Annotated in this window: 22 protein-coding genes; 14 read left to right on the forward strand and 8 right to left on the reverse strand. The window is 61.0% G+C overall.

Annotated features, from left to right (window positions below; all coding sequences use genetic code 11):
* Nucleotides 1-233: 233 nt before the first annotated feature.
* Nucleotides 234-1451 (reverse strand): argininosuccinate synthase, encoded by a 1218-nt coding sequence (locus POS17_RS23805; protein ID WP_016965323.1) that lies wholly within the window; start codon nucleotides 1449-1451, stop codon nucleotides 234-236.
* A gap of 129 nt (nucleotides 1452-1580) precedes the next feature.
* Nucleotides 1581-2495: a flagellar protein MotY gene (locus tag POS17_RS23810; protein WP_060840797.1), complete on the reverse strand. Its 915-nt coding sequence runs from the start codon at nucleotides 2493-2495 to the stop codon at nucleotides 1581-1583.
* 157 nt (nucleotides 2496-2652) lie between these two features.
* Between POS17_RS23810 and pyrC the strand changes: the two genes are divergently transcribed.
* On the forward strand, nucleotides 2653-3699 hold the full coding sequence (pyrC, locus tag POS17_RS23815; RefSeq protein ID WP_060840798.1) for a dihydroorotase: 1047 nt from the start codon (nucleotides 2653-2655) through the stop codon (nucleotides 3697-3699).
* Nucleotides 3696-4367, forward strand: a complete 672-nt coding sequence (gene rnt / locus POS17_RS23820) for a ribonuclease T (protein WP_060840799.1) — start codon at nucleotides 3696-3698, stop codon at nucleotides 4365-4367. Before pyrC ends, rnt begins: the two co-directional genes overlap by 4 nt.
* 77 nt (nucleotides 4368-4444) lie before the next feature.
* Here the strand turns inward: rnt and POS17_RS23825 are convergent, their stop codons facing one another.
* Nucleotides 4445-5047: a peroxiredoxin gene (locus tag POS17_RS23825; RefSeq protein WP_007922432.1), complete on the reverse strand. Its 603-nt coding sequence runs from the start codon at nucleotides 5045-5047 to the stop codon at nucleotides 4445-4447.
* 322 nt (nucleotides 5048-5369) lie between these two features.
* Here POS17_RS23825 and POS17_RS23830 point away from each other — a divergent pair, with 322 nt between their 5' ends.
* Both POS17_RS23830 and bfr read left to right on the forward strand, forming a co-directional pair.
* Nucleotides 5370-5588 carry a bacterioferritin-associated ferredoxin gene (locus tag POS17_RS23830; protein ID WP_011063112.1) on the forward strand — a complete coding sequence of 73 codons (219 nt, stop codon included), beginning with the start codon at nucleotides 5370-5372 and terminating at the stop codon, nucleotides 5586-5588.
* A 212-nt stretch (nucleotides 5589-5800) separates the two neighbouring features.
* Nucleotides 5801-6274, forward strand: a complete 474-nt coding sequence (gene bfr / locus POS17_RS23835) for a bacterioferritin (RefSeq protein ID WP_011063113.1) — start codon at nucleotides 5801-5803, stop codon at nucleotides 6272-6274.
* A gap of 78 nt (nucleotides 6275-6352) precedes the next feature.
* Here bfr and grxD read toward each other — a convergent pair whose 3' ends face one another.
* The 3 genes from grxD to POS17_RS23850 all read right to left on the reverse strand — a co-directional run bounded on the left by grxD (nucleotide 6353) and on the right by POS17_RS23850 (nucleotide 9322).
* Nucleotides 6353-6691 carry a Grx4 family monothiol glutaredoxin gene (gene grxD, locus POS17_RS23840; protein ID WP_011063114.1) on the reverse strand — a complete coding sequence of 113 codons (339 nt, stop codon included), beginning with the start codon at nucleotides 6689-6691 and terminating at the stop codon, nucleotides 6353-6355.
* A gap of 96 nt (nucleotides 6692-6787) precedes the next feature.
* The gene (locus tag POS17_RS23845; RefSeq protein ID WP_060840800.1) at nucleotides 6788-8896 is read right to left on the reverse strand and encodes a molybdopterin oxidoreductase family protein; all 2109 of its coding nucleotides are present in this window, start codon (nucleotides 8894-8896) and stop codon (nucleotides 6788-6790) included.
* A 135-nt stretch (nucleotides 8897-9031) separates the two neighbouring features.
* Nucleotides 9032-9322, reverse strand: coding sequence for a hypothetical protein (locus tag POS17_RS23850; protein WP_060840801.1), 291 nt, complete (start codon nucleotides 9320-9322; stop codon nucleotides 9032-9034).
* Nucleotides 9323-9737: 415 nt separating this feature from the next.
* On the opposite strand from POS17_RS23850, the gene argF reads away from it, so the two are divergent.
* Together argF and POS17_RS23860 are read left to right on the forward strand one after the other, a co-directional pair.
* A complete protein-coding gene (argF, locus tag POS17_RS23855; protein ID WP_060840802.1) occupies nucleotides 9738-10658 on the forward strand; it encodes an ornithine carbamoyltransferase in 921 nt (306 codons plus the stop codon).
* Nucleotides 10655-11764: an ABC transporter ATP-binding protein gene (locus POS17_RS23860; protein ID WP_060840803.1), complete on the forward strand. Its 1110-nt coding sequence runs from the start codon at nucleotides 10655-10657 to the stop codon at nucleotides 11762-11764. Before argF ends, POS17_RS23860 begins: the two co-directional genes overlap by 4 nt.
* Nucleotides 11765-11838: 74 nt before the next feature.
* On the opposite strand, the gene POS17_RS23865 is transcribed toward POS17_RS23860, so the two are convergent.
* Both POS17_RS23865 and ybaK read right to left on the reverse strand, forming a co-directional pair.
* Nucleotides 11839-12621, reverse strand: a complete 783-nt coding sequence (locus tag POS17_RS23865) for a PhzF family phenazine biosynthesis protein (protein ID WP_060840804.1) — start codon at nucleotides 12619-12621, stop codon at nucleotides 11839-11841.
* Between the two features lie 120 nt (nucleotides 12622-12741).
* The gene (gene ybaK / locus POS17_RS23870; protein ID WP_060840805.1) at nucleotides 12742-13212 is read right to left on the reverse strand and encodes a Cys-tRNA(Pro) deacylase; all 471 of its coding nucleotides are present in this window, start codon (nucleotides 13210-13212) and stop codon (nucleotides 12742-12744) included.
* 370 nt (nucleotides 13213-13582) lie between these two features.
* Between ybaK and POS17_RS23875 the strand changes: the two genes are divergently transcribed.
* The 8 genes from POS17_RS23875 to POS17_RS23910 all read left to right on the forward strand — a co-directional run bounded on the left by POS17_RS23875 (nucleotide 13583) and on the right by POS17_RS23910 (nucleotide 22305).
* Nucleotides 13583-14431: an MIP/aquaporin family protein gene (locus tag POS17_RS23875; RefSeq protein WP_060840806.1), complete on the forward strand. Its 849-nt coding sequence runs from the start codon at nucleotides 13583-13585 to the stop codon at nucleotides 14429-14431.
* Nucleotides 14432-14507: 76 nt separating this feature from the next.
* The gene (gene glpK, locus POS17_RS23880; RefSeq protein WP_060840807.1) at nucleotides 14508-16013 is read left to right on the forward strand and encodes a glycerol kinase GlpK; all 1506 of its coding nucleotides are present in this window, start codon (nucleotides 14508-14510) and stop codon (nucleotides 16011-16013) included.
* A 95-nt stretch (nucleotides 16014-16108) separates the two neighbouring features.
* Nucleotides 16109-16864 (forward strand): DeoR/GlpR family transcriptional regulator, encoded by a 756-nt coding sequence (locus tag POS17_RS23885; RefSeq protein WP_011063123.1) that lies wholly within the window; start codon nucleotides 16109-16111, stop codon nucleotides 16862-16864.
* 281 nt (nucleotides 16865-17145) lie between these two features.
* Complete coding sequence (glpD, locus tag POS17_RS23890) at nucleotides 17146-18684, forward strand: glycerol-3-phosphate dehydrogenase (protein ID WP_060840808.1); 1539 nt, start codon at nucleotides 17146-17148, stop codon at nucleotides 18682-18684.
* Nucleotides 18685-19049: 365 nt separating this feature from the next.
* Nucleotides 19050-19964: a glutamate/aspartate ABC transporter substrate-binding protein gene (locus tag POS17_RS23895; protein ID WP_060840809.1), complete on the forward strand. Its 915-nt coding sequence runs from the start codon at nucleotides 19050-19052 to the stop codon at nucleotides 19962-19964.
* A 192-nt stretch (nucleotides 19965-20156) separates the two neighbouring features.
* Complete coding sequence (locus POS17_RS23900) at nucleotides 20157-20903, forward strand: amino acid ABC transporter permease (RefSeq protein ID WP_011063126.1); 747 nt, start codon at nucleotides 20157-20159, stop codon at nucleotides 20901-20903.
* Nucleotides 20903-21574, forward strand: coding sequence for an amino acid ABC transporter permease (locus POS17_RS23905; RefSeq protein ID WP_011063127.1), 672 nt, complete (start codon nucleotides 20903-20905; stop codon nucleotides 21572-21574). The genes POS17_RS23900 and POS17_RS23905 overlap by 1 nt, the downstream gene beginning before the upstream one ends.
* On the forward strand, nucleotides 21571-22305 hold the full coding sequence (locus tag POS17_RS23910; protein WP_016964662.1) for an amino acid ABC transporter ATP-binding protein: 735 nt from the start codon (nucleotides 21571-21573) through the stop codon (nucleotides 22303-22305). The genes POS17_RS23905 and POS17_RS23910 overlap by 4 nt, the downstream gene beginning before the upstream one ends.
* Nucleotides 22306-22378 lie beyond the last annotated feature (73 nt).

A 22378-nucleotide genomic window follows, 5' to 3' on the forward strand; every position in this document is an offset into this window, starting at 1 on the left:
AACGGAAAAGTTGCTTAGGATTAATCTTCAAATTAGCTACTTTTCGTACTAAAAAAATTACACGCTGCCGCATCTTTTCCAGCGCCAACCGCTGATAAGTCCGCCATCACTCACTTCATTTTTTCCAATCAACTTCTCTGTCCAAGCATTGCTCTGCAGCAACAAGCCGTTGAGTTAATCAAAGGCAAAAAAAAGCCCCGCATAGGGCGGGGCTCTTTTTCAACAACTCGGGATCAGATCAGAGTCCGACCCTTGTTGGCAGCAATGCGCATGCGCAGGGCATTGAGCTTGATGAAGCCTGCTGCGTCCGCCTGGTTGTAAGCACCGCCGTCTTCTTCGAAGGTGGCGATGTTGGCGTCGAACAGCGACTCATCGGACTTGCGACCGGTCACGATCACGTTGCCCTTGTACAGCTTCAGGCGCACTACACCGTTCACGTGGGCCTGGGAGGCGTCGATCATCTGTTGCAGCATCAGACGCTCAGGACTCCACCAGTAGCCGGTGTAGATCAGGCTGGCGTACTTGGGCATCAACTCGTCTTTGAGGTGAGCCACTTCGCGGTCCAGGGTGATGGACTCGATGGCGCGGTGAGCACGCAGCATGATGGTGCCGCCCGGGGTCTCGTAGCAGCCACGGGACTTCATGCCGACGTAACGGTTCTCGACGATGTCCAGACGACCGATGCCGTGCTCGCCACCAATGCGGTTCAGGGTCGCCAGCACGGTAGCCGGGGTCATTTCCACGCCGTCGATGGCGACGATGTCACCGTTGCGGTAGGTCAGTTCCAGGTACTGCGGGGTATCAGGAGCCTTCTCCGGGGAGACGGTCCAGCGCCACATGTCTTCTTCGTGCTCGGTCCAGGTGTCTTCCAGCACGCCGCCTTCATAGGAGATGTGCAGCAGGTTGGCGTCCATCGAGTACGGCGACTTCTTCTTGCCGTGACGCTCGATTGGAATACCGTGCTTCTCGGCGTAGTCCATCAGCTTCTCGCGGGACAGCAGGTCCCACTCGCGCCAAGGAGCGATCACTTTCACGCCTGGCTTGAGGGCATAGGCACCCAGCTCGAAACGCACCTGGTCATTGCCCTTGCCGGTAGCACCATGGGAAATGGCGTCGGCGCCGGTTTCGTTGGCGATCTCGATCAGACGCTTGGCGATCAACGGACGAGCGATGGAAGTACCCAGCAGGTACTCGCCTTCGTAGACGGTGTTGGCGCGGAACATCGGGAAAACGAAATCGCGCACGAACTCTTCGCGCAGATCGTCGATGTAGATCTCTTTGACGCCCATGGCTTGCGCCTTGGCGCGGGCCGGCTCGACCTCTTCGCCTTGGCCCAGGTCAGCAGTGAAAGTCACTACTTCACAGTTGTAAGTATCCTGCAGCCACTTGAGGATCACCGAAGTGTCCAGGCCGCCCGAATACGCCAGAACGACCTTGTTAACGTCCGCCATGCCATCACTCCACGGGGTTGTACGGAAAGCCGCCAAGTCTACCGATCCACGCGGATAATTTACAGAGGCGCGACAGCTTATGACGACCAAGCGACAGATTATGTCGAGCGCGCGACGATGACAGCCGTATCAGGAGGTCGCAGCAGCGCTGGAGCCAGAGGCCGCCTGGGGCGCTGGAGCCGGCTTTTCGGTGGGCGCAACCCGCTCCAGATGCACATTGACCCGACGGTTCTTCGCCCGGTTGGCGGCATTGGTGTTGGGCGCCAGGGGGTAACGCTCGCCATGGAAGCGCACCACGATCTGGTTTTCCGCCAGGCCGTTGGCCTTGAAGAACTCCATCACCGCCAGTGCACGACGACGGGACAGGTCACGGTTGGTCAAGCGATTGCCGCTGTTGTCCGAGTGGCCATCCAGTTCGACGTGGTTGACCGTCGGGTCGGCCTTGATGAAGTCCACCATCACCTGCAGCTTGGCCTTGGCCCGGGCATCGAGTTCGATCCCCCCTCCCGGAAAACCGATCTCGCCCTGCTTCACCTGCTCGTAGTTCATCGGCAGCAGCTTGGCCATGCAGCTTTGATAGTCGCCATACGCCTTGCTGAACTTCACCGGCAACAGGCGCACTTCGGACACTCCGCCTTCACGGGAATAATTGCGCACCACGGGGCTGCGCCCCTCCAGCAGCCCGATGATCAGGCGCCCGGCCTGCATCTGGTTGCTGTTGATCAGCACCCCGTCGGTACCGGCCTTGACCGCCCCGAGGTTGATGTCGCCACGTCCCGGCTGCCAGGGCGCCGCTGCCGCAAGCAGAGTCGCCGAGCCCCCCGCCTGCATCGGGTTGAAGCTCTTGAGACGAAAGATCGCCTGCTCGCCGGCGCGGCGAACGAATTCGCCGGAACCGAAATCGGTTACCGGTTGGATCAGGCGGCACTCGAATTTGTCGCCTTCGACCGTCCACTCAATGCTCTCCAGACGAGTCTGGAAAGTGAGAGCCATCGCGGGCAGGCTGGCAAACACACTGAGCAAGGCTAGATAACGCTGGCGCACGGGAGGCTCCACTGACGTGTACAACAGAAAAATCGACAGGCGTTAATACGCCATACCTTCGGGATATCGGTTGCTCGTCGCAAAACTTGATAGCGAGTGCCTGGAAGAGTCTTTTCCGGTAGCATTCCCACCGAGTTTTACCCGCCTGGAACCTCCCATGTCCGACCGCCTGACCCTGCTGCGTCCCGACGACTGGCATATTCATCTTCGCGATGGTGCCGTGTTGCCCAATACAGTCGCAGATGTCGCGCGCACCTTTGGCCGCGCCATCATCATGCCCAACCTGGTACCTCCGGTGCGCAACGCCGTGGAAGCCGACGCCTATCGCCAGCGTATTCTAGCTGCGCGCCCGGCCGGCAGCCGCTTCGAGCCGCTGATGGTGCTTTACCTGACCGACCGCACCCAGCCGGACGAGATCCGCGCGGCCAAGGCCTGTGGCTTCGTGCACGCCGCCAAGCTGTATCCGGCCGGTGCGACCACCAATTCGGATTCGGGCGTGACCAGCATCGACAAGATCTTCCCGGTGCTCGAAACCATGGCCGAAGTCGGCCTGCCGCTGCTGATCCACGGTGAGGTGACCCGCGGCGAGGTCGATGTCTTCGACCGCGAGAAAATCTTCATCGACGAACACATGCGTCGCGTGGTCGAGCGCTTCCCCAGCCTGAAAGTGGTGTTCGAGCACATCACCACCGGTGAAGCCGTGCAGTTCGTCAAGGAGGCTTCGGCCAACGTCGGCGCCACCATCACCGCGCACCACCTGTTGTACAACCGCAATCACATGCTGGTGGGCGGTATTCGTCCGCACTTCTATTGCCTGCCGATCCTCAAGCGCAACACCCACCAGGAAGCCCTGCTGGATGCGGCCACCAGCGGCAGCGAAAAGTTCTTCCTCGGCACCGACTCCGCGCCCCACGCCCAGCATGCCAAGGAAGCCGCTTGCGGTTGTGCCGGCTGCTACAGCGCCTACGCCGCAATCGAGCTGTATGCCGAAGCGTTCGAACAGCGCAATGCCCTGGACCAGCTGGAAGCCTTTGCCAGCCTCAACGGTCCGCGCTTCTACGGCCTGCCGGCCAACACCGATCGCATCACCCTGGTTCGTGAAGAATGGACCGCACCCGCCAGCCTGCCGTTCGGCGAGCTGACTGTCATTCCGCTGCGCGCCGGTGAAAAACTGCGCTGGCGCCTGCTGGAGGATCACTCGTGAGTGACGACCATTTCGACGACGAACAAGACGGCAACAGCGGCGCCCCCCGCCATCCAATGGCGGCACGCTTTCGCGGTTACCTGCCGGTAGTCGTCGACGTAGAAACCGGTGGCTTCAACTCAGCCACCGACGCCCTGCTGGAGATTGCCGCTACCACCATCGGCATGGACGAAAAGGGCTTCGTGTTCCCCGAACACACCTATTTCTTCCGCGTCGAGCCTTTTGAAGGCGCCAACATTGAAGCCGCGGCGCTGGAGTTCACCGGGATCAAGCTCGACCATCCCCTGCGCATGGCCGTCAGCGAAGAAACCGCTCTCACGGATATTTTCCGTGGTGTGCGCAAGGCGCTGAAAGCCAACGGCTGCAAACGCGCGATCCTGGTGGGCCACAACAGCAGCTTCGACCTGGGCTTCCTCAACGCCGCCGTGGCGCGCCTGGACATGAAGCGCAACCCGTTCCACCCGTTCTCCAGCTTCGACACCGCCACCCTGGCTGGCCTGGCTTACGGCCAGACCGTTTTGGCCAAGGCCTGCCAGAGCGCCGGCATCGACTTCGACGGTCGCGAGGCCCACTCGGCCCGCTACGACACCGAGAAGACCGCCGAGCTGTTCTGCGGCATCGTCAACCGCTGGAAGCAAATGGGCGGCTGGCAGGACTTCGACGACTGATCGATCCCTGGTCGAGTTGAATCGCCCGCATAAAAAAACCGGCCCTGAGGCCGGTTTTTTTATGCGTGACGCCAGGCTTACAGCTTGCCGGCGTTCTCGCTCAGGTAAGCAGCAACGCCTTCTGGCGAAGCGGTCATGCCCTTGTCGCCTTTCTTCCAGTTGGCAGGGCAGACTTCACCGTGCTCTTCGTGGAATTGCAGAGCGTCGACCAGACGGATCAGCTCTTCCATGTTGCGGCCCAGCGGCAGGTCGTTGACGATCTGCGAACGGACAACACCTTTGTCGTCGATCAGGAACGCGCCACGGAAGGCCACGCCGCCTTCGGACTCGACGTCATAGGCCTTGGCGATGTCGTGTTTCATGTCAGCGGCCATGATGTATTGAACCTGACCGATGCCGCCGGCATTGATCGGGGTGTTACGCCAGGCGTTGTGGGTGAAGTGCGAGTCGATGGAAACAGCGATCACTTCCACGTTGCGCGCCTTGAAGTCGGCCATGCGGTGGTCCAGAGCGATCAGCTCGGACGGGCAAACGAAGGTGAAGTCCAGTGGGTAGAAGAACACCAGGCCGTATTTGCCTTTGATGGCCGAGGACAGGGTGAAGCTGTCGACGATTTCGCCATTGCCGAGAACGGCCGGTACGGTGAAGTCAGGGGCTTGTTTGCCTACGAGTACGCTCATTGGATATCTCCTGGTGTGGACGTAGTAATGAAGAAGGGGATTGGCCTTGAGTCTGCCACGCTGATGCGACAGCTCTGTGACCCGACCCCGCTTCGCAAGGACCGACCATCATACACCGCGTCTTTGAGCTGTCCTTAACGGTTTTTCGTCAGCCCGGCCCACAAAGCGGAAAATGCGAATCATCTGTCACCATCGCTAACAAAACCGTTCGTCACCCCGGGATGAAACGGCCACAAAGGCGGCCGAAACCACTTTGACAATCATTCTCGTTAACATTAAGATCCATCGCAATTGAGCCCTAACCAGCGACGGTTCTCATCCTATGTATGTCTGCCTCTGCACCGGTGTCACCGACGGACAAATTCGCGAAGCGATCTACGAAGGTTGCTGCAGCTACCGTGAAGTGCGCCAGGCCACCGGCGTCGCCAGCCAATGCGGCAAATGCGCATGCCTGGCCAAGCAAGTGGTTCGCGAAACCCTGACCGAATTGCAGAGCAGCCAAGCCGCCATTCCCTACCCAGTGGAATTTAATGTTGCTTGATGTACCGAATAAATAGCCGCATTTGAAACAACCGGACCTAGCGTCCGGTTTTTTTATGTCTGTAATTCAATCGCTTAGGTGCAAAACGCGGAACACAAACATTCTTATTCCGATTAATTTTCATATATTATTCAATAACTTAGGTTTGACAGTAATGTTTGTGCGGCTCAGACTCTGCCCTTATTTCACTAATTAAAGGGCAGGACCCCAACATGAAAGGCGACATTACAGTCATCCAGCATCTCAATAAAATCCTTGCCAATGAACTGGTCGCGATCAATCAGTACTTCCTGCATGCACGCATGTATGAAGACTGGGGCCTGAACAAGCTGGGCAAGCACGAGTACCACGAATCCATCGACGAGATGAAGCATGCGGACAAGCTGATCAAGCGCATCCTCTTCCTCGAAGGCCTGCCCAACGTCCAGGACCTGGGCAAGTTGCACATCGGCGAACACACCAAGGAAATGCTCGAGTGCGACCTGCGCATCGAACGCACCGGCCACGCCGACCTCAAGGCCGCCATCGCTCACTGCGAATCGGTTGGCGACTTCGGCAGCCGTGAACTGCTGGAAGACATTCTGGAATCCGAAGAAGAACACATCGACTGGCTGGAAACCCAACTGGGCCTGATCGACAAAGTGGGTATCGAGAACTACCTGCAATCGCAAATGGGCGACGAGTAACCAACGCCCATGTAATAAAAAGCCCCGCCCTCGTAAGAGAGGCGGGGCTTTTTATTGACCGCGAACAAGAAGTTCGCGTCAGGCTTCGGTCTTGGCAGCCGCTTTTTCGGCAGCAGCCTTGATCAGGCTCTGCAGCTCACCATTGGCAAACATTTCAGCCATGATGTCGCTACCGCCGACCAACTCACCGGCCACCCACAGTTGCGGGAAAGTTGGCCAGTTGGCGTACTTGGGCAGGTTGGCGCGAATCTCTGGGTTTTGCAGGATGTCCACGTAAGCGAACTTCTCACCACAGCCCATTACGGCCTGAGCGGCTTTTGCCGAGAAGCCGCACTGCGGGGCATTCGGCGAGCCTTTCATGTAGAGCAGAATGGTGTTGTTGGCAATCTGCTCTTTAATAGTTTCGATGATATCCATGGAACACCTCGGCTGAACTTTCCGACTCTGTTGTCGGCACGGTGGCGCATTGTAACGGAATCCTGAGCGCCCTGCTCGGCCTCTCCGACAGACACCTCAGGCCGCCTCCACGGTAACCGGCACCCCATTCAACGCCGCATTCCCGGACAACGCATCGAGCTGACGCTCATCGGTCAGGTCATTGGCGCTGCAACCAGGCTGCTCCCTGGCAATGCTCATCTGCACGCCGGGACGCCTGTGCCCCCAGCCATGGGGCAGACTTACCACGCCCGGCATCATCTCGCTGCTGGCCAGCACTTCCACCTCCACCGCGCCCACCCGGGATCGGACTCGCACCCGCTGACCATCACTCAGGCCCCGTTGAGCCAGATCCTCGGGATTCATCAATAGCTGATGGCGAGGCTTGCCCTTCACCAGGCGGTGATAGTTGTGCATCCAGGAGTTATTGCTGCGCACATGCCGACGCCCGATCAGCAACAACTCGCCCGAAGGTGGCGCACTCAACGCGGCAAAGCGTTGCAGATCGGCCATGATCGGCGCCGGTGCGGCCTGGATCCGCCGATTCTCGGTTTTCAAGCGGGCCGCCAGGTTCGGCTGCAGCGCCCCAAGATCAATGCCGTGGGGGTACTGGTCCAGAGTCGCCAGGGACAGCTTGAGCGGCGAGGCATCGCCGTAAGGCCCGGCGCGCAAGCCCATGTCGATCATCTGTGCAGGGGCCAGGGTCGGCTTCAACGGGCTGGCGGTCTGCGCGGCAAATGCCTTGGCCAGGCCGACGAAGATCTCCCAGTCATGCAGCGCCCCTTGAGGCTTGGGCAGGATCGCTCGATTGAAGCGACTGACATTGCGCACCGCGAACAGATTGAAGGTGGTGTCGTAGTGATCGTTCTCCAGAGCCGAGGTGGACGGCAGGATCAGGTCGGCATAACGGGTGGTTTCATTGATGTACAGATCGATGCTGAGCATGAACTCCAGCCCGTCCAGGGCCTGCTCCAGCTGCCGGCCGTTGGGTGTGGACAACACCGGATTGCCGGCCACGGTGATCAGGGCCCGTACCTGTCCTTCGCCCTCGGTGAGCATCTCTTCGGCCAGGGCCGATACCGGCAGCTCGCCGCCGTACTCCGGAAGCCCGGAAACCCGACTCTGCCAGACATTGAAGTGACCGCCCGAGGTCGCCGCCACCAGATCCACCGCCGGCTGGGTGCACAAGGCACCGCCGACACGGTCCAGGTTGCCGGTGACCAGATTGAGCAGCTGCAGTAACCAGTGGCACAGCGTGCCGAAGGCCTGGGTCGACACCCCCATGCGTCCGTAACAGACCGCCTTGTCCGCCGAAGCGAAATCCCGGGCCAGTTGCCGAATCTGCGCAGCCGGAATTGCGCACAACGGACTCATGGCTTCGGCAGTGAACCGCGCAATTGCCTGGCGCACCTCGGCCAGCCCATCCACCGGCAAATGGCTGTCGCGGGTCAGGCCGGCGTCGAAAATGCTGTTGAGCAGACCGAACAGCAGCGCCACGTCGCCCCCCGGCCGGATAAACAGGTGCTGATCGGCCATGGCTGCGGTTTCACTGCGCCGCGGATCGACCACGACCACCTTGCCGCCACGAGCCTGAATGGCCTTGAGGCGCTTCTCCACATCCGGCACGGTCATGATGCTGCCGTTGGATGCCAGGGGATTGCCGCCCAGGATCAGCATGAAATCGGTGTGATCGATGTCCGGAATCGGCAACAGCAGGCCGTGGCCATACATCAGGTAACTGGTCAGGTGCTGGGGCAACTGATCGACCGATGTGGCCGAGAAACGATTGCGGGTCTTGAGCTGGCCGAGAAAGTAATTGCTATGGGTCATCAGCCCATAGTTGTGCACGCTGGGATTGCCCTGGTAGGTCGCCACGGCATTGTTGCCATGGCGCTGCTGGATGCTCGCCAGCCGCTCGGCCACCAGGGCAAAGGCCTCGTCCCACTCGATGGGCTGCCATTGGTTGCCCACACGGCGCACCGGCTGACGCAGGCGATCGGGATCATTCTGGATATCCTGCAGGGCCACGGCCTTGGGGCAGACATGGCCACGGCTGAAACTGTCCAGGGGGTCGCCCTTGATCGAGGTAATGCGTGGAGCGCTGCCCGGCTCTTCAGTGATTTCCAGGGTCAGGCCGCAGATGGCTTCGCACAGGTGGCAGGCACGGTGATGGAGAGTCTTGGTCATGGCCAGTCTCTATTGTTTGAAGGCGCCCCGCACAGGGCCGCAGGAAGCCAAAACTATGGCGGCTGGCCTCTGCCGACACCAGCGACGTTCGCCCCATGAATTGAGGTCCATCAACCTGGGCCATGATCAGGGCCGTCAGTTCGGCGGCAAGCGCGGCGGCCCCTCCATGGAGATTCGCGAGGAGGCGTCCATGGGCCCCTGCTCGGCATGGACACCCGACAACTCGGCCAGCAGTCGCCAATGCTCATCCAGCCCGGCGCTGAGGGTCATCATTCGGTCGATCATCTTGCGCGCGGCTGCCCGGGTCAGCGGATCCTCGCTGCGCAGCAGCTCGAAAGAAAAGGCCGTCACCGAAGCGGTCATGTCCGTCAGCGCCCGGGCGGTGAGCCCCAACAGCGTCATCAGTTGTTGCTCCCTGGATTCCATCGCACACCTATCCTTGCCGCAGATTCGCCTTTATAGACTCAGCACTTTGCATTAGGAAATGTTTCAAGTGGCCAAGCCGCGGATTCCCCCCGCAGCGGACCTCGGCCCACAGGTCAGAAAGCGACCGCAACCGCACGGCCGGCGCCACACTCGATTGCCAAGCCGCGCCGGGGCAGTGTACAAATGCCCGGCTGCTGTCTGAAAACCGGTCTCAAAAGCGCCAGCGCATTCGCGTCCTGGCCTCTCTGAATGCCCATGAACGCCGTAGCACTATTGGTAAGACGCGACATTTAATTATAAGATCGCGCCTTCCCCTATTTCGTCGCCCCGTGCGGCTTTCGCCGCAGGTCCAGCCCGTTGTTCGATTAAACAAGGCTTTGAGAATCTGCGGTCCGTTGCAAAAAGGTAGTTAATGATGAGCGCAAGGCACTTTCTCTCCCTGATGGATTGCACGCCCGAAGAGCTGGTCAGTGTGATTCGTCGAGGCATCGAGCTGAAGGACCTGCGTAACCGCGGCGTACTCTTCGAGCCTTTGAAAAATCGTGTACTCGGCATGATTTTCGAGAAGTCGTCGACCCGTACCCGACTGTCCTTCGAAGCCGGCATGATCCAGCTGGGCGGCCAGGCCATCTTCCTTTCGCCACGGGACACTCAGCTGGGTCGCGGCGAGCCGATCGGCGACTGCGCCATCGTCATGTCGCGCATGCTCGACGCGGTGATGATCCGCACCTTTGCCCACAGCACCCTGACCGAATTCGCGGCCAATTCCCGGGTCCCGGTGATCAACGGCCTGTCCGATGACCTGCACCCCTGCCAACTGCTGGCGGACATGCAGACCTTCCTCGAACACCGTGGCTCGATCCAGGGCAAGACCGTGGCCTGGATCGGTGACGGCAACAACATGTGCAACAGCTATATAGAAGCGGCCATCCAGTTCGACTTCCAGCTGCGCATCGCCTGTCCCGAGGGCTACGAGCCCAACGCCGAGTTTGTCGCCAAGGCCGGCGATCGCGTGACCATCGTCCGCGACCCTCGCGAGGCAGTGATCGGCGCCCATCTGGTGAGCACCGACGTCTGGACCTCCATGGGCCAGGAAGAAGAGACCGCCAAGCGTCTCCAACTGTTTGCCCCCTTCCAGGTCAACCGCGCGCTGCTCGACCTGGCCGCCCCGGACGTACTGTTCATGCACTGCCTGCCCGCCCACCGTGGCGAGGAAATCAGCCTCGACCTGCTGGACGACCCTCGCTCAGTGGCTTGGGACCAGGCGGAAAACCGTCTGCACGCACAAAAGGCCCTGCTCGAGTTCCTCGTCGAGCCGGCGTACCACCACGCATGAGCCAGCCACTCCTGCTGAACCTGCGCAATCTGGCATGCGGCTACCAGGACCAACGCGTGGTGCAGAACCTCAATCTGCACCTCAACGCCGGGGACATCGGCTGCCTGCTGGGCTCGTCCGGATGTGGCAAGACCACCACCCTGCGGGCCATCGCCGGGTTCGAGCCGGTGCACGAAGGCGAGATCCAACTGGCCGGCGAAACCATATCCAGCGCCGGCTTCACCCTGGCCCCGGAGAAACGCCGGATCGGCATGGTGTTTCAGGACTATGCCCTGTTCCCCCACCTGAGCGTGGCGGACAACATCGCTTTCGGCATCCGCAAGCACCCGCAGAAAGACCGAGTGGTCGCCGAACTGCTGGAGCTGGTCAACCTGAAGGACCTCGGCCAGCGCTTTCCCCACGAGCTGTCCGGCGGCCAGCAACAGCGAGTGGCGCTGGCTCGCGCCCTGGCTCCCGAGCCGCAACTGCTGCTGCTGGACGAACCCTTCTCCAACCTCGACGGCGAACTGCGGCGCAAGCTCAGCCACGAGGTGCGCGACATCCTCAAGGCTCGCGGCACCAGTGCGATCCTGGTCACCCACGACCAGGAAGAAGCCTTCGCCGTGAGTGATCAGGTCGGCGTGTTCAAGGAAGGCCGCCTGGAGCAGTGGGACACCCCCTACAACCTCTATCACGAACCACAGACGCCCTTTGTCGCCAGCTTCATTGGCCAGGGCTACTTCATTCGCGGCCAGCTGAACACGCCGGAATCGGTGCAGACCGAACTGGGTGTACTGCAGGGCAACCGGGCCTATACCTGGCCGACAGGTGGCGCGGTGGACGTCCTGCTGCGCCCGGACGACATCGTCCACGCGCCGGACAGTGACTTGAAAGCCCGGGTGGTGGGCAAAACCTTCCTTGGCGCCTCGACCCTGTATCGCCTGCAATTGCCTACCGGCAGCCAGCTGGAATCGATTTTCCCCAGCCACGCCGACCATCAGGTCGGAGCGGATGTGGGCATTCGGGTTGCGGCGGAACACCTGGTGCTGTTCCAGGCTTCAGGCAGCACGGCGGCGCAGATTCCCCATAGCGACTCAGGGGTACGGCGCTACAGCAGCGCTCATTGAGCCGCCCTCGCCAGCAAGTCAGCCCCTACGCCAACACACTGTAGGAAACGGCTTGCCGGCGAGTCAGAACGCCGTCATTGCAGATGCAAGCGCCCGCTGGCAATCAGCCGGGCGTGTCCGCCGATCTTCACCCGTTCCCCCTCCAGGCGACAGAACAGCTCACCACCGCGTGCGGAGCACTGAAAGGCGCTCAGTTGCTGCTTGTCCAGCTGCTGCGCCCAGTAAGGCGTCAGGCAGCAATGGGTCGAGCCGGTCACCGGATCCTCGTCGATGCCGATGGCCGGAGCAAAATACCGCGAGACAAAGTCATGCCGCTCGCCCCGCGCGGTGACAATCACCCCCGGCCAGGGCAACTTGGCCAGCGCCGCCAGATCAGGCCGGCAATCGCGGACCGCCTGCTCCGACTCCAGCACCGCCAACAGCTCATGGGCGCCTTGCAGATCGATGACCCTGGCGCCGAGTATCTGCGCCACCTGCTCCGCATCGGCCTGGCGGCGGGGGCTGCGCAGCGGAAAGTCCAGCCACAACAGGCCGCCTTCACGGGTAACGCTCAGGGGCCCCGAGCGGCTGAGAAACTCAATGCGTGGCCCCGGCTCCCCATACAGCTCGAACAGCACGTAGGCACTGGCCAGAGTGGCATGCCCGCACAGGGGCACCTCGGTGGCCGGGGTGAACCAGCGAATCCGCCAACCTTGGGCTTCACGCACCACAAACGCGGTTTCCGCCAGATTGTGCTCGGCGGCAATCTGCTGCATCAGGGCGTCGTCGAGCCATGCATCAAGCCGGTAAACCATGGCCGGGTTGCCAGCAAAGGGTTGATCACTGAATGCATCGATCTGTTGAAACTCAAGCTGCATGGCCCTTCTCCTTGATCAGTCGGCGGCCAGCATGGCTTGCGTGAGCGGCAGCGCGACAGACACAGACGAGAAGATTTTCCGGCATACAGCAGCGGCCCGCTCAACCGCCGACGCCTTGGCTCAAGGGCGACCGATGTCGGCGAACTTGCCCTGGGTCTGCTCGGCCAGCACGGCAGCAGCCAATTCCACTTCCAGTCCGCGTCGACCGGCACTGACAAAAATACTGGCCAAAGGCTGAGCACTGCTGTCGATGAAGGTCCGCAGACGCTTCTTCTGCCCCAGCGGGCTGATCCCCCCCAACAGGTAGCCCGTGGCACGCTGGGCAGCGGCCGGATCGGCCATTTCGGCTTTTTTCACCCCAGCCGCGTGGGCCAGGGCCTTGAGGTCGAGACTGCCGGCAACCGGCACCACCGCCACCAGCAATTCCCCCTTCTCGCTGCTGGCCAGCAGCGTCTTGAACACTTGCGCCGGATCGAGGCTGAGCTTCTCCGCCGCCTCCAGACCGTAGGAGGCCGCCTTGGGATCATGTTCGTAACTGTGGATGCGATGTTCGGCGCGAACTTTTTTTAGCAGATCCAATGCAGGGGTCATGGCAGCTCCAAGAGGGACGAAAAGGCAAAACCGAGCGCGCGAATTTTAGGCCATTAATCGGCAAAAGGCTCTATTCCAGGCCTTGATAAGCCCTGGCCACAGACACCAGCGCCGCACCACCTGTCACTCCCGGGACTGTCGCCCCGGATCATTCATTTGATTGATATCTATAAAATGACCAGCCGTTCACTTTCGACCTTTGACAGCGGTGTTTCTTGTCTATATTTTTTCGTTTCTGAATATCATGCAGTAGATGCACCGTTGCACCCAGCAGCAAGACGAGGCCGGAATGGGGATTCCGTCTTCGTTGGAAGTCGCGCTCCATGCCTTTTGCAGCAGCGCCAGACAACAACAAAAAACGAGGTTCACAATGACAACTGCTCTGCAACAACCGTCACTATCGGGCCAATGCATGGCCGAGTTCCTGGGTACTGCGCTGCTGATCTTCTTCGGCACCGGCTGCGTCGCGGCGCTCAAGGTCGCGGGAGCCAGCTTCGGCCTGTGGGAAATCAGCATCATCTGGGGGATCGGCGTGAGCATGGCGATCTACCTCACCGCCGGCGTTTCCGGCGCGCACCTCAATCCTGCCGTGAGCATCGCCCTGTGCCTGTTCGCGGACTTTGAAAAACGCAAACTGCCGTTCTACATCCTGGCCCAGGTCGCTGGCGCCTTCTGCGCGGCGCTGTTGGTTTACACGCTGTACAGCAACCTGTTCTTCGATTTCGAACAGGCTCACCAAATGATCCGCGGTTCCCAGGCCAGCCTGGAACTGGCCTCGGTGTTCTCCACCTTCCCCAACCCGGCGCTGTCCACCGCCCAGGCCTTCCTGGTGGAAGTGGTGATCACGGCGATCCTGATGGGCGTGATCATGGCCCTGACCGACGACAACAATGGCCTGCCTCGCGGCGCGATGGCGCCCCTGCTGATCGGCCTGCTGATCGCCGTGATCGGCAGCGCCATGGGCCCGCTGACCGGCTTCGCCATGAACCCGGCGCGGGACTTCGGACCTAAACTGATGACGTTCTTTGCCGGCTGGGGTCAGATTTCCTTTACCGGCGGCCGGGATATTCCGTACTTCCTGGTGCCGGTCTTCGCCCCGATCCTCGGTGCCTGCCTGGGTGCGGCCGCTTATCGCGGACTGATTGCCCGGCACCTGCCCAACGCCGTCGCCGCCTCCGAGAGCGAATCGGTCGCCGATGGCAAAGTCAAAGCTTCTTGAATCTCGCGGCGCGTGATCCTGCCCAAATCGATCACGCGCCTGTTTCCACTCCCTTATTTCGTCCAAGGCAATCGACATGACCGACATTCAGAATAAGAACTACATCATTGCCCTCGATCAGGGTACGACCAGCTCCCGGGCGATCATTTTCGACCGCGACGCCAACGTGGTGTGCACCGCCCAGCGCGAGTTCGCCCAGCACTACCCACAGGCCGGCTGGGTCGAACATGACCCGATGGAAATCTTCGCCACCCAGAGCGCGGTGATGGTCGAGGCCCTGGCGCAAGCCGGCCTGCATCACGACCAGGTGGCCGCCATCGGCATCACCAACCAGCGGGAAACCACCGTGGTCTGGGACAAGACCACCGGCCGGCCGATCTACAACGCCATCGTCTGGCAGTGCCGCCGCAGCACCGAGATCTGCCAGCAGCTCAAGCGCGACGGCCACGAAGCCTACATTCGCGACACCACCGGCCTGGTCACCGACCCCTACTTCTCCGGCACCAAGCTCAAGTGGATCCTCGACAACGTCGAAGGCAGCCGCGAGCGCGCCCGTAGCGGCGAGCTGCTGTTCGGCACCATCGACAGCTGGCTGATCTGGAAATTCACCGGCGGCAAGACCCACGTCACCGACTACACCAACGCCTCGCGCACCATGCTCTTCAACATCCACACCCTGGAGTGGGACGCGAAGATGCTGGAGGTGCTGGATATCCCGCGGAAAATGCTCCCCGAGGTGAAGTCCTCGTCGGAAATCTACGGTCGCACCAAGAGTGGTATCGCCATCGGCGGCATCGCCGGCGACCAGCAAGCGGCGCTGTTCGGCCAGATGTGCGTCGAGCCGGGCCAGGCCAAGAACACCTACGGCACCGGCTGCTTCCTGCTGATGAACACCGGCGACAAGGCGGTGAAATCCCAGCACGGCATGCTCACCACCATCGCCTGCGGCCCCCGCGGCGAAGTGGCCTACGCACTGGAAGGCGCAGTGTTCAACGGCGGCTCCACCGTGCAGTGGCTGCGTGATGAGCTGAAGATCATCAACGACGCCCACGACACCGAATACTTCGCCAACAAGGTCAAGGACAGCAATGGCGTGTACCTGGTGCCGGCCTTCACCGGTCTCGGCGCGCCCTATTGGGACCCCTACGCCCGTGGCGCGCTGTTCGGCCTGACCCGAGGCGTGCGCGTGGATCACATCATCCGCGCCGCCCTGGAATCCATCGCCTACCAGACCCGCGACGTGCTCGACGCCATGCAACAGGATTCCGGTGAACGCCTCAAAGCCCTGCGCGTGGACGGCGGCGCCGTGGCCAACAACTTCCTCATGCAGTTCCAGGCCGACATCCTCGGTACTCAGGTGGAGCGCCCGCAAATGCGCGAAACCACGGCCCTGGGCGCCGCCTACCTGGCAGGCCTGGCCTGCGGTTTCTGGGGCAGCCTGGAAGAGCTGCGAGGCAAGGCGGTGATCGAGCGCGAGTTCGAACCCCAACTGGCCGAAGCGGAAAAAGAAGGCCTGTACGCAGGCTGGAAGAAGGCCGTCAGCCGCACCCGCGACTGGGAACCCCACGAAGAGGCCAAATAGGCCAAGCCGTGGATAGGTAACCGCTTGTAACTGGTCGGGAGGGGATTCCTGCGGCATCATGGGCAAATTTTGCACGGCAGCCCAAAGGAAGCCCCATGAATCTGCCTCCCCGTCAGCAGCAAATCCTCGATCTGGTCCGCGAACGCGGCTACGTCAGCATCGAGGAATTGGCCCAGCTGTTCGTTGTGACCCCGCAAACCATCCGCCGCGATATCAACCAGCTGGCGGAAGCCAATCTGCTGCGCCGCTACCACGGCGGCGCGGCCTACGACTCCAGCGTCGAAAACACCGCCTACGCCATGCGCGCCGACCAGATGCGCGATGAAAAGCAGCGCATCGGCGAAGCCGTTGCCGCGCAGATCCCCGATCACGCCTCGCTGTTCATCAACATCGGCACCACCACCGAATCCATCGCCCGCGCCCTGCTCAACCACAGCCACCTGAAGATCATCACCAACAACCTGCACGTGGCTTCAATGCTCAGTGCCAAGGATGATTTCGACGTGCTGCTCACTGGCGGCAATGTGCGCCGTGACGGCGGCGTGGTGGGCCAGGCCAGCGTCGACTTCATCAATCAGTTCAAGGTGGACTTCGCCCTGGTGGGCATCAGCGGCATCGACGAGGACGGCAGCCTGCTGGACTTCGACTACCAGGAAGTGCGGGTTTCCCAGGCGATCATCGCCAATGCCCGGCAAGTGATCCTGGCCGCCGACTCCAGCAAGTTCGGGCGCAACGCCATGATCCGCCTCGGCCCCATCAGCCTGATCGATTGCCTGGTCACCGACCAGCAACCGGTCCCGGCCCTGACCCAACTGCTCAACCAGCACAAGATCCGCCTCGAAGTGGTCTGAGCCCCCTTCCCTCCGGCAAGACAACGCAGGGCGCATTCGCGCGCCGGCCCACGGCTGGCTCGATAGCGCCCTCGTCCACCTGCATCAGTGACCCGCCCCTGCGGGCGCGGGGCAACCGCGGCATCAATCGCCTGACAATGTTCGAAAACCATCTTCCAAAGCTGTTTCGATCAGTTTTTTCAATCGAAGTGCGCTGGATGCGTGGGTCTTTATGCGCTAGTATTTTCGAAAATGAACATCAATGTTCGAATTCAAATACCAAAGCAACACGAGGCCCGTCGATGCCCACTTCTACCTTGCCCGCGCGCCCTCTCTCCGAGGTTTACGATATCGCCGTCATTGGCGGTGGGATCAATGGTGTTGGAATTGCCGCGGACGCGGCAGGTCGCGGCTTGTCCGTGTTCCTTTGCGAAAAGGACGATCTGGCCAGCCACACTTCGTCGGCCAGCAGCAAGCTGATCCACGGTGGCCTGCGCTACCTCGAACATTACGAGTTCCGCCTGGTACGCGAAGCCCTGGCCGAGCGTGAAGTGCTCCTGGCCAAGGCGCCGCATATCGTCAAGCCCATGCGTTTTGTCCTGCCGCACCGGCCCCACCTGCGCCCGGCCTGGATGATTCGCGCCGGTCTGTTCCTGTATGACCACCTGGGCAAGCGGGAGAAGCTCGCCGGTTCGCGCAGCCTGAAGTTCGGTGCCGACAGCGCGCTGAAAGCCGAGATCAGCAAAGGCTTCGAATACTCCGACTGCTGGGTCGACGATGCCCGCCTGGTGGTGCTCAACGCCATGGCCGCCCGCGAGCACGGCGCCCATGTGCATACCCAGACCCGCTGCATCAGCGCCCGACGCAGCAAGGGCCTGTGGCAACTGGAACTGGAACGGGCCGACGGCAGCCTGTTCTCCATCACCGCCAAGGCCCTGGTGAACGCGGCCGGCCCCTGGGTCGCCAAGTTCATCAAGGATGACCTGAAACTGGAATCGCCTTACGGCATCCGCCTGATCCAGGGCAGCCACCTGATCGTGCCCAAGCTGTACGAGGGCGAGCACGCGCACATCCTGCAGAACGAAGACCAGCGCATTGTCTTCACCATTCCCTACCTCGATCAGTTCACCCTGATCGGCACCACCGACCGTGAATACACCGGTGACCCGGCCAAGGTCGCAATCACCGAAGGCGAAACCGACTACCTGCTGCAGGTGGTCAACGCGCACTTCAAGAAGCAGCTCAGCCGCGGCGATATCCTGCACAGCTACTCCGGTGTTCGCCCGCTGTGCAACGACGAATCCGACAACCCTTCGGCCGTGACTCGCGACTACACCCTGGCCCTTTCCGGCACTGGCGAGGAAGCTCCGCTGCTGTCAGTGTTCGGCGGCAAGCTGACCACCTACCGCAAGCTGGCGGAATCGGCCATGGCGCAGCTGGCGCCCTACTTCAAGCAGGCCAAGCCGAGCTGGACCGCCCAGGCCACCCTGCCCGGCGGCGAGCACATGAGCACGCCGCAAGCCCTGGCGGAAGCCATCCGCAAGAAATTCGACTGGGTGCCCAGCCAGATCGCCCGCCGCTGGGCCACCACCTATGGCAGCCGCACCTGGCGCCTGCTGGAAGGCGTGCATAGCCTCAACGACCTGGGTGAACACCTGGGGGGCGGCCTGTACACCCGCGAAGTGGATTATCTGTGTGCCGAGGAATGGGCACTGAAGGCCGAGGATATTCTCTGGCGCCGAAGCAAGCTGGGCCTGTTCACCACCGCCGCCGAACAACGGCAGTTGCAGGATTATCTGCAAAAGGTCGAGGACAATCGCGGCAAGATCAAGGCGGCCTGAACGCCATGGAGCACGTCAAGCCCCTGCGCCGGAAGGCCCAGGGGCTTTTTTTGTGGTGCATCGCAGCCGCTCGCCTCGACTCGCCGCCCCTCTCCACAGCAAAGCATCGCGTTCGGTTTTCCGAATGGCCGACCGAAAGGCATTCGGATAACCGGATAAAAGCACGGAAATTTATGCCTCAATAAATTTTTATGACCTTTAAAATCAATGACTTGAGCATGATCAATGGGTCTGGCACGACTCATGCTCTACACTGTGCGACGAATGCCTGTCGTGCCAACACACCAGGAGCCGTCAAGGCATTCGCTGTATAAAAGAGCCGTCGAACTGGCTTCATAAAAAAAACAAATGTCGAGGAAATATTGATGCGCATCGTTCCCCATCTGTTGGGCGCAGCTATCGCTGCCGCTCTGATTAGCACTCCAGTTTTCGCTGCCGAGCTCACCGGCACACTGAAGAAAATCAAAGAGTCCGGCACCATCACCCTCGGACATCGCGACGCTTCCATCCCGTTTTCCTACATCGCTGACGCTTCTGGCGTGCCAGTGGGCTACTCCCACGACATCCAGCTGAAAATCGTCGAAGCGATCAAGAAAGACCTCGACATGCCTGACCTGAAGGTCAAGTACAACCTGGTAACCTCCCAGACCCGTATCCCGCTGGTGCAGAACGGCACCGTGGACGTCGAGTGCGGCTCCACCACCAACAACGTCGAGCGCCAGCAACAGGTCGACTTCTCGGTCGGCATCTTCGAAATCGGTACCCGTCTGCTGTCCAAAAAGGACTCGACCTACAAGGATTTCGCTGATCTGAAAGGCAAGAACGTGGTGACCACCGCCGGTACCACGTCCGAGCGCATCCTCAAGGCCATGAACGCCGACAAGCAGATGGGCATGAACGTGATCTCCGCCAAGGACCACGGTGAGTCGTTCCAGATGCTGGAATCGGGTCGTGCCGTCGCCTTCATGATGGACGACGCGTTGCTGGCCGGTGAAATGGCCAAGGCCAAGAAGCCCACTGACTGGGCCGTGACCGGTACCCCGCAGTCCTACGAAATCTACGGCTGCATGGTGCGCAAGGGCGATGCCCCGTTCAAGAAAGCCGTGGACGACGCCATCGTTGCCACCTACAAGTCTGGCGAAATCAACAAGATCTACGACAAGTGGTTCCAATCGCCGATTCCGCCAAAAGGCCTGAACCTGATGTTCCCGATGAGCGACGAGCTCAAGGCCCTGATCGCCAACCCGACCGACAAAGCGGCTGACGATAAAAAGTCCTGATTCCTGACTAACCTTATCTCCTGAAGGGGCGCCGCCCCTTCGGGAGTCTGTCACTACCTGCTGGCATTTTTTTGGAAACACTCGAACCGGTGGTTGTCGAGCCGATCGCGTGTGCCTGGCCTTCCTGGCCGGGTGGGAACGGACGTCCCCAGGCGGGTGCTTGTACATCGAACGATCTGAGGGGTAACCCTAATGAATTACAACTGGGACTGGGGCGTGTTCTTCAAGTCCACCGGCGTGGGCAGCGAGACCTATCTCGACTGGTTCATCAGCGGCCTGGGCTGGACCATCGCCATCGCCGTGGTGGCCTGGATCATCGCGCTGCTGCTGGGGTCGATCCTGGGCGTCATGCGTACCGTGCCGAACCGTCTGGTGTCGGGCATCGCCACCGTCTACGTGGAGATCTTCCGTAACGTGCCGCTGCTGGTGCAGCTGTTCATCTGGTACTTCCTGGTACCCGACCTGCTGCCGGAAAACCTTCAGGAGTGGTACAAGCAGGACCTCAACCCGACCACCTCGGCCTACCTGAGCGTTGTCGTGTGCCTGGGCCTGTTCACCGCCGCCCGAGTCTGCGAACAGGTACGTACCGGTATCCAGGCGCTGCCCCGCGGCCAGGAATCCGCCGCCCGCGCCATGGGCTTCTCGCTGCCGCAGATCTACTGGAACGTGCTGCTGCCCCAGGCCTACCGGATCATCATTCCGCCGCTCACCTCGGAGTTTCTCAACGTCTTCAAGAACTCCTCGGTGGCGTCCCTGATCGGCCTGATGGAGCTGCTGGCCCAGACCAAACAGACCGCCGAGTTCTCGGCCAACCTGTTCGAGGCCTTCACCCTGGCCACCCTGATCTACTTCACCTTGAACATGAGCCTGATGCTGCTGATGCGCCTGGTAGAGAAAAAAGTCTCGGTCCCCGGCCTGATCTCCGTGGGGGGTAAATAATGGAATTCGACTTCTCGGGCATCATCCCGGCCATTCCCGGCCTGTGGAACGGCATGCTGATGACCCTCAAGCTGATGGTCATGGGCGTGGTCGGCGGGATCATCCTCGGCACCTTGCTGGCCCTGATGCGCTTGTCCCACAACAAGCTGCTGTCGAACCTGGCCGGTGCCTACGTCAACTACTTCCGCTCGATCCCGCTGCTGCTGGTGATCACCTGGTTCTATCTGGCGGTGCCTTTCGTACTGCGCTGGATCACCGGCGAAGACACCCCGATCGGCGCCTTCACCTCGTGCATCGTGGCCTTCATGATGTTCGAAGCGGCGTACTTCTGCGAAATCGTCCGCGCCGGCGTGCAGTCCATTCCCAAGGGCCAGATGGGCGCCGCCCAGGCACTGGGCATGAGCTATGGCCAGACCATGCGCCTGATCATCCTGCCCCAGGCGTTCCGCAAGATGACCCCTTTGCTGCTGCAGCAGAGCATCATCCTGTTCCAGGACACCTCCCTGGTGTACACCGTGGGCCTGGTGGACTTCCTCAACGCCTCGCGTTCCAGCGGCGACATCATCGGCCGCTCCAATGAATTCCTGATCATCGCTGGTCTGGTCTATTTCACAATCAGCTTTGCCGCCTCGCTGCTGGTCAAGCGTCTGCAAAAAAGGTTCGCCGTATGATCTCTATCAAGAACATCAACAAGTGGTATGGGGACTTCCAGGTGCTGACTGATTGCAGCACCGAGGTCAAGAAGGGTGAAGTGGTGGTGGTCTGCGGGCCGTCCGGCTCGGGCAAGTCGACCCTGATCAAGTGCGTCAACGCCCTGGAACCCTTCCAGAAGGGCGACATCGTGGTCGACGGCACCTCCATCGCCGACCCCAAGACCAACCTGCCGAAACTGCGCTCCCGCGTGGGCATGGTGTTCCAGCATTTCGAACTGTTCCCGCACCTGACCATCACCGAGAACCTGACCATCGCGCAGATCAAGGTCCTGGGTCGCAGCAAGGAAGAGGCCACCAAGAAAGGCCTGCAACTGCTGGACCGCGTCGGCCTCGCCGCCCACGCCCACAAGCACCCGGGCCAACTGTCCGGCGGCCAGCAACAGCGCGTGGCCATCGCCCGCGCCCTGGCCATGGACCCGATCGTCATGCTGTTCGACGAACCGACCTCGGCCCTGGACCCGGAAATGGTCAATGAAGTGCTGGACGTCATGGTGCAACTGGCCCAGGAAGGCATGACCATGATGTGCGTGACCCACGAAATGGGCTTTGCCCGCAAAGTGGCCAACCGAGTGATTTTCATGGACAAGGGCCAGATCATCGAAGACTGCCAGAAAGAGGAATTCTTCGGCGACATCAGCGCCCGCTCCGAACGTGCCCAGCACTTCCTCGAGAAGATCCTGCAGCACTAAACCTGTGCTTCTGTAGGAGCCGGCTGGCCGGCGAAGGGAACGCACCTGGCTCCCCTATCGCCAGGGTCGCCCT

Origin of the sequence: Pseudomonas sp. Os17, from assembly GCF_001547895.1 — a bacterium.
Classification (GTDB): Bacteria; Pseudomonadota; Gammaproteobacteria; order Pseudomonadales; family Pseudomonadaceae; genus Aquipseudomonas.

What these genes read in the sequence shown, in the direction of transcription:
- POS17_RS23805 (WP_016965323.1), bottom strand. Translation starts at nt 1,451, where the DNA reads ATGGCGGACGTTAACAAGGTCGTTCTGGCGTATTCGGGCGGCCTGGAC.
- pyrC (WP_060840798.1), top strand. Translation starts at nt 2,653, where the DNA reads ATGTCCGACCGCCTGACCCTGCTGCGTCCCGACGACTGGCATATTCAT.
- POS17_RS23825 (WP_007922432.1), bottom strand. Translation starts at nt 5,047, where the DNA reads ATGAGCGTACTCGTAGGCAAACAAGCCCCTGACTTCACCGTACCGGCC.
- POS17_RS23830 (WP_011063112.1), top strand. Translation starts at nt 5,370, where the DNA reads ATGTATGTCTGCCTCTGCACCGGTGTCACCGACGGACAAATTCGCGAA.
- bfr (WP_011063113.1), top strand. Translation starts at nt 5,801, where the DNA reads ATGAAAGGCGACATTACAGTCATCCAGCATCTCAATAAAATCCTTGCC.
- grxD (WP_011063114.1), bottom strand. Translation starts at nt 6,691, where the DNA reads ATGGATATCATCGAAACTATTAAAGAGCAGATTGCCAACAACACCATT.
- POS17_RS23845 (WP_060840800.1), bottom strand. Translation starts at nt 8,896, where the DNA reads ATGACCAAGACTCTCCATCACCGTGCCTGCCACCTGTGCGAAGCCATC.
- POS17_RS23850 (WP_060840801.1), bottom strand. Translation starts at nt 9,322, where the DNA reads ATGGAATCCAGGGAGCAACAACTGATGACGCTGTTGGGGCTCACCGCC.
- argF (WP_060840802.1), top strand. Translation starts at nt 9,738, where the DNA reads ATGAGCGCAAGGCACTTTCTCTCCCTGATGGATTGCACGCCCGAAGAG.
- POS17_RS23860 (WP_060840803.1), top strand. Translation starts at nt 10,655, where the DNA reads ATGAGCCAGCCACTCCTGCTGAACCTGCGCAATCTGGCATGCGGCTAC.
- POS17_RS23865 (WP_060840804.1), bottom strand. Translation starts at nt 12,621, where the DNA reads ATGCAGCTTGAGTTTCAACAGATCGATGCATTCAGTGATCAACCCTTT.
- ybaK (WP_060840805.1), bottom strand. Translation starts at nt 13,212, where the DNA reads ATGACCCCTGCATTGGATCTGCTAAAAAAAGTTCGCGCCGAACATCGC.
- POS17_RS23875 (WP_060840806.1), top strand. Translation starts at nt 13,583, where the DNA reads ATGACAACTGCTCTGCAACAACCGTCACTATCGGGCCAATGCATGGCC.
- glpK (WP_060840807.1), top strand. Translation starts at nt 14,508, where the DNA reads ATGACCGACATTCAGAATAAGAACTACATCATTGCCCTCGATCAGGGT.
- POS17_RS23885 (WP_011063123.1), top strand. Translation starts at nt 16,109, where the DNA reads ATGAATCTGCCTCCCCGTCAGCAGCAAATCCTCGATCTGGTCCGCGAA.
- glpD (WP_060840808.1), top strand. Translation starts at nt 17,146, where the DNA reads ATGCCCACTTCTACCTTGCCCGCGCGCCCTCTCTCCGAGGTTTACGAT.
- POS17_RS23895 (WP_060840809.1), top strand. Translation starts at nt 19,050, where the DNA reads ATGCGCATCGTTCCCCATCTGTTGGGCGCAGCTATCGCTGCCGCTCTG.
- POS17_RS23900 (WP_011063126.1), top strand. Translation starts at nt 20,157, where the DNA reads ATGAATTACAACTGGGACTGGGGCGTGTTCTTCAAGTCCACCGGCGTG.
- POS17_RS23905 (WP_011063127.1), top strand. Translation starts at nt 20,903, where the DNA reads ATGGAATTCGACTTCTCGGGCATCATCCCGGCCATTCCCGGCCTGTGG.
- POS17_RS23910 (WP_016964662.1), top strand. Translation starts at nt 21,571, where the DNA reads ATGATCTCTATCAAGAACATCAACAAGTGGTATGGGGACTTCCAGGTG.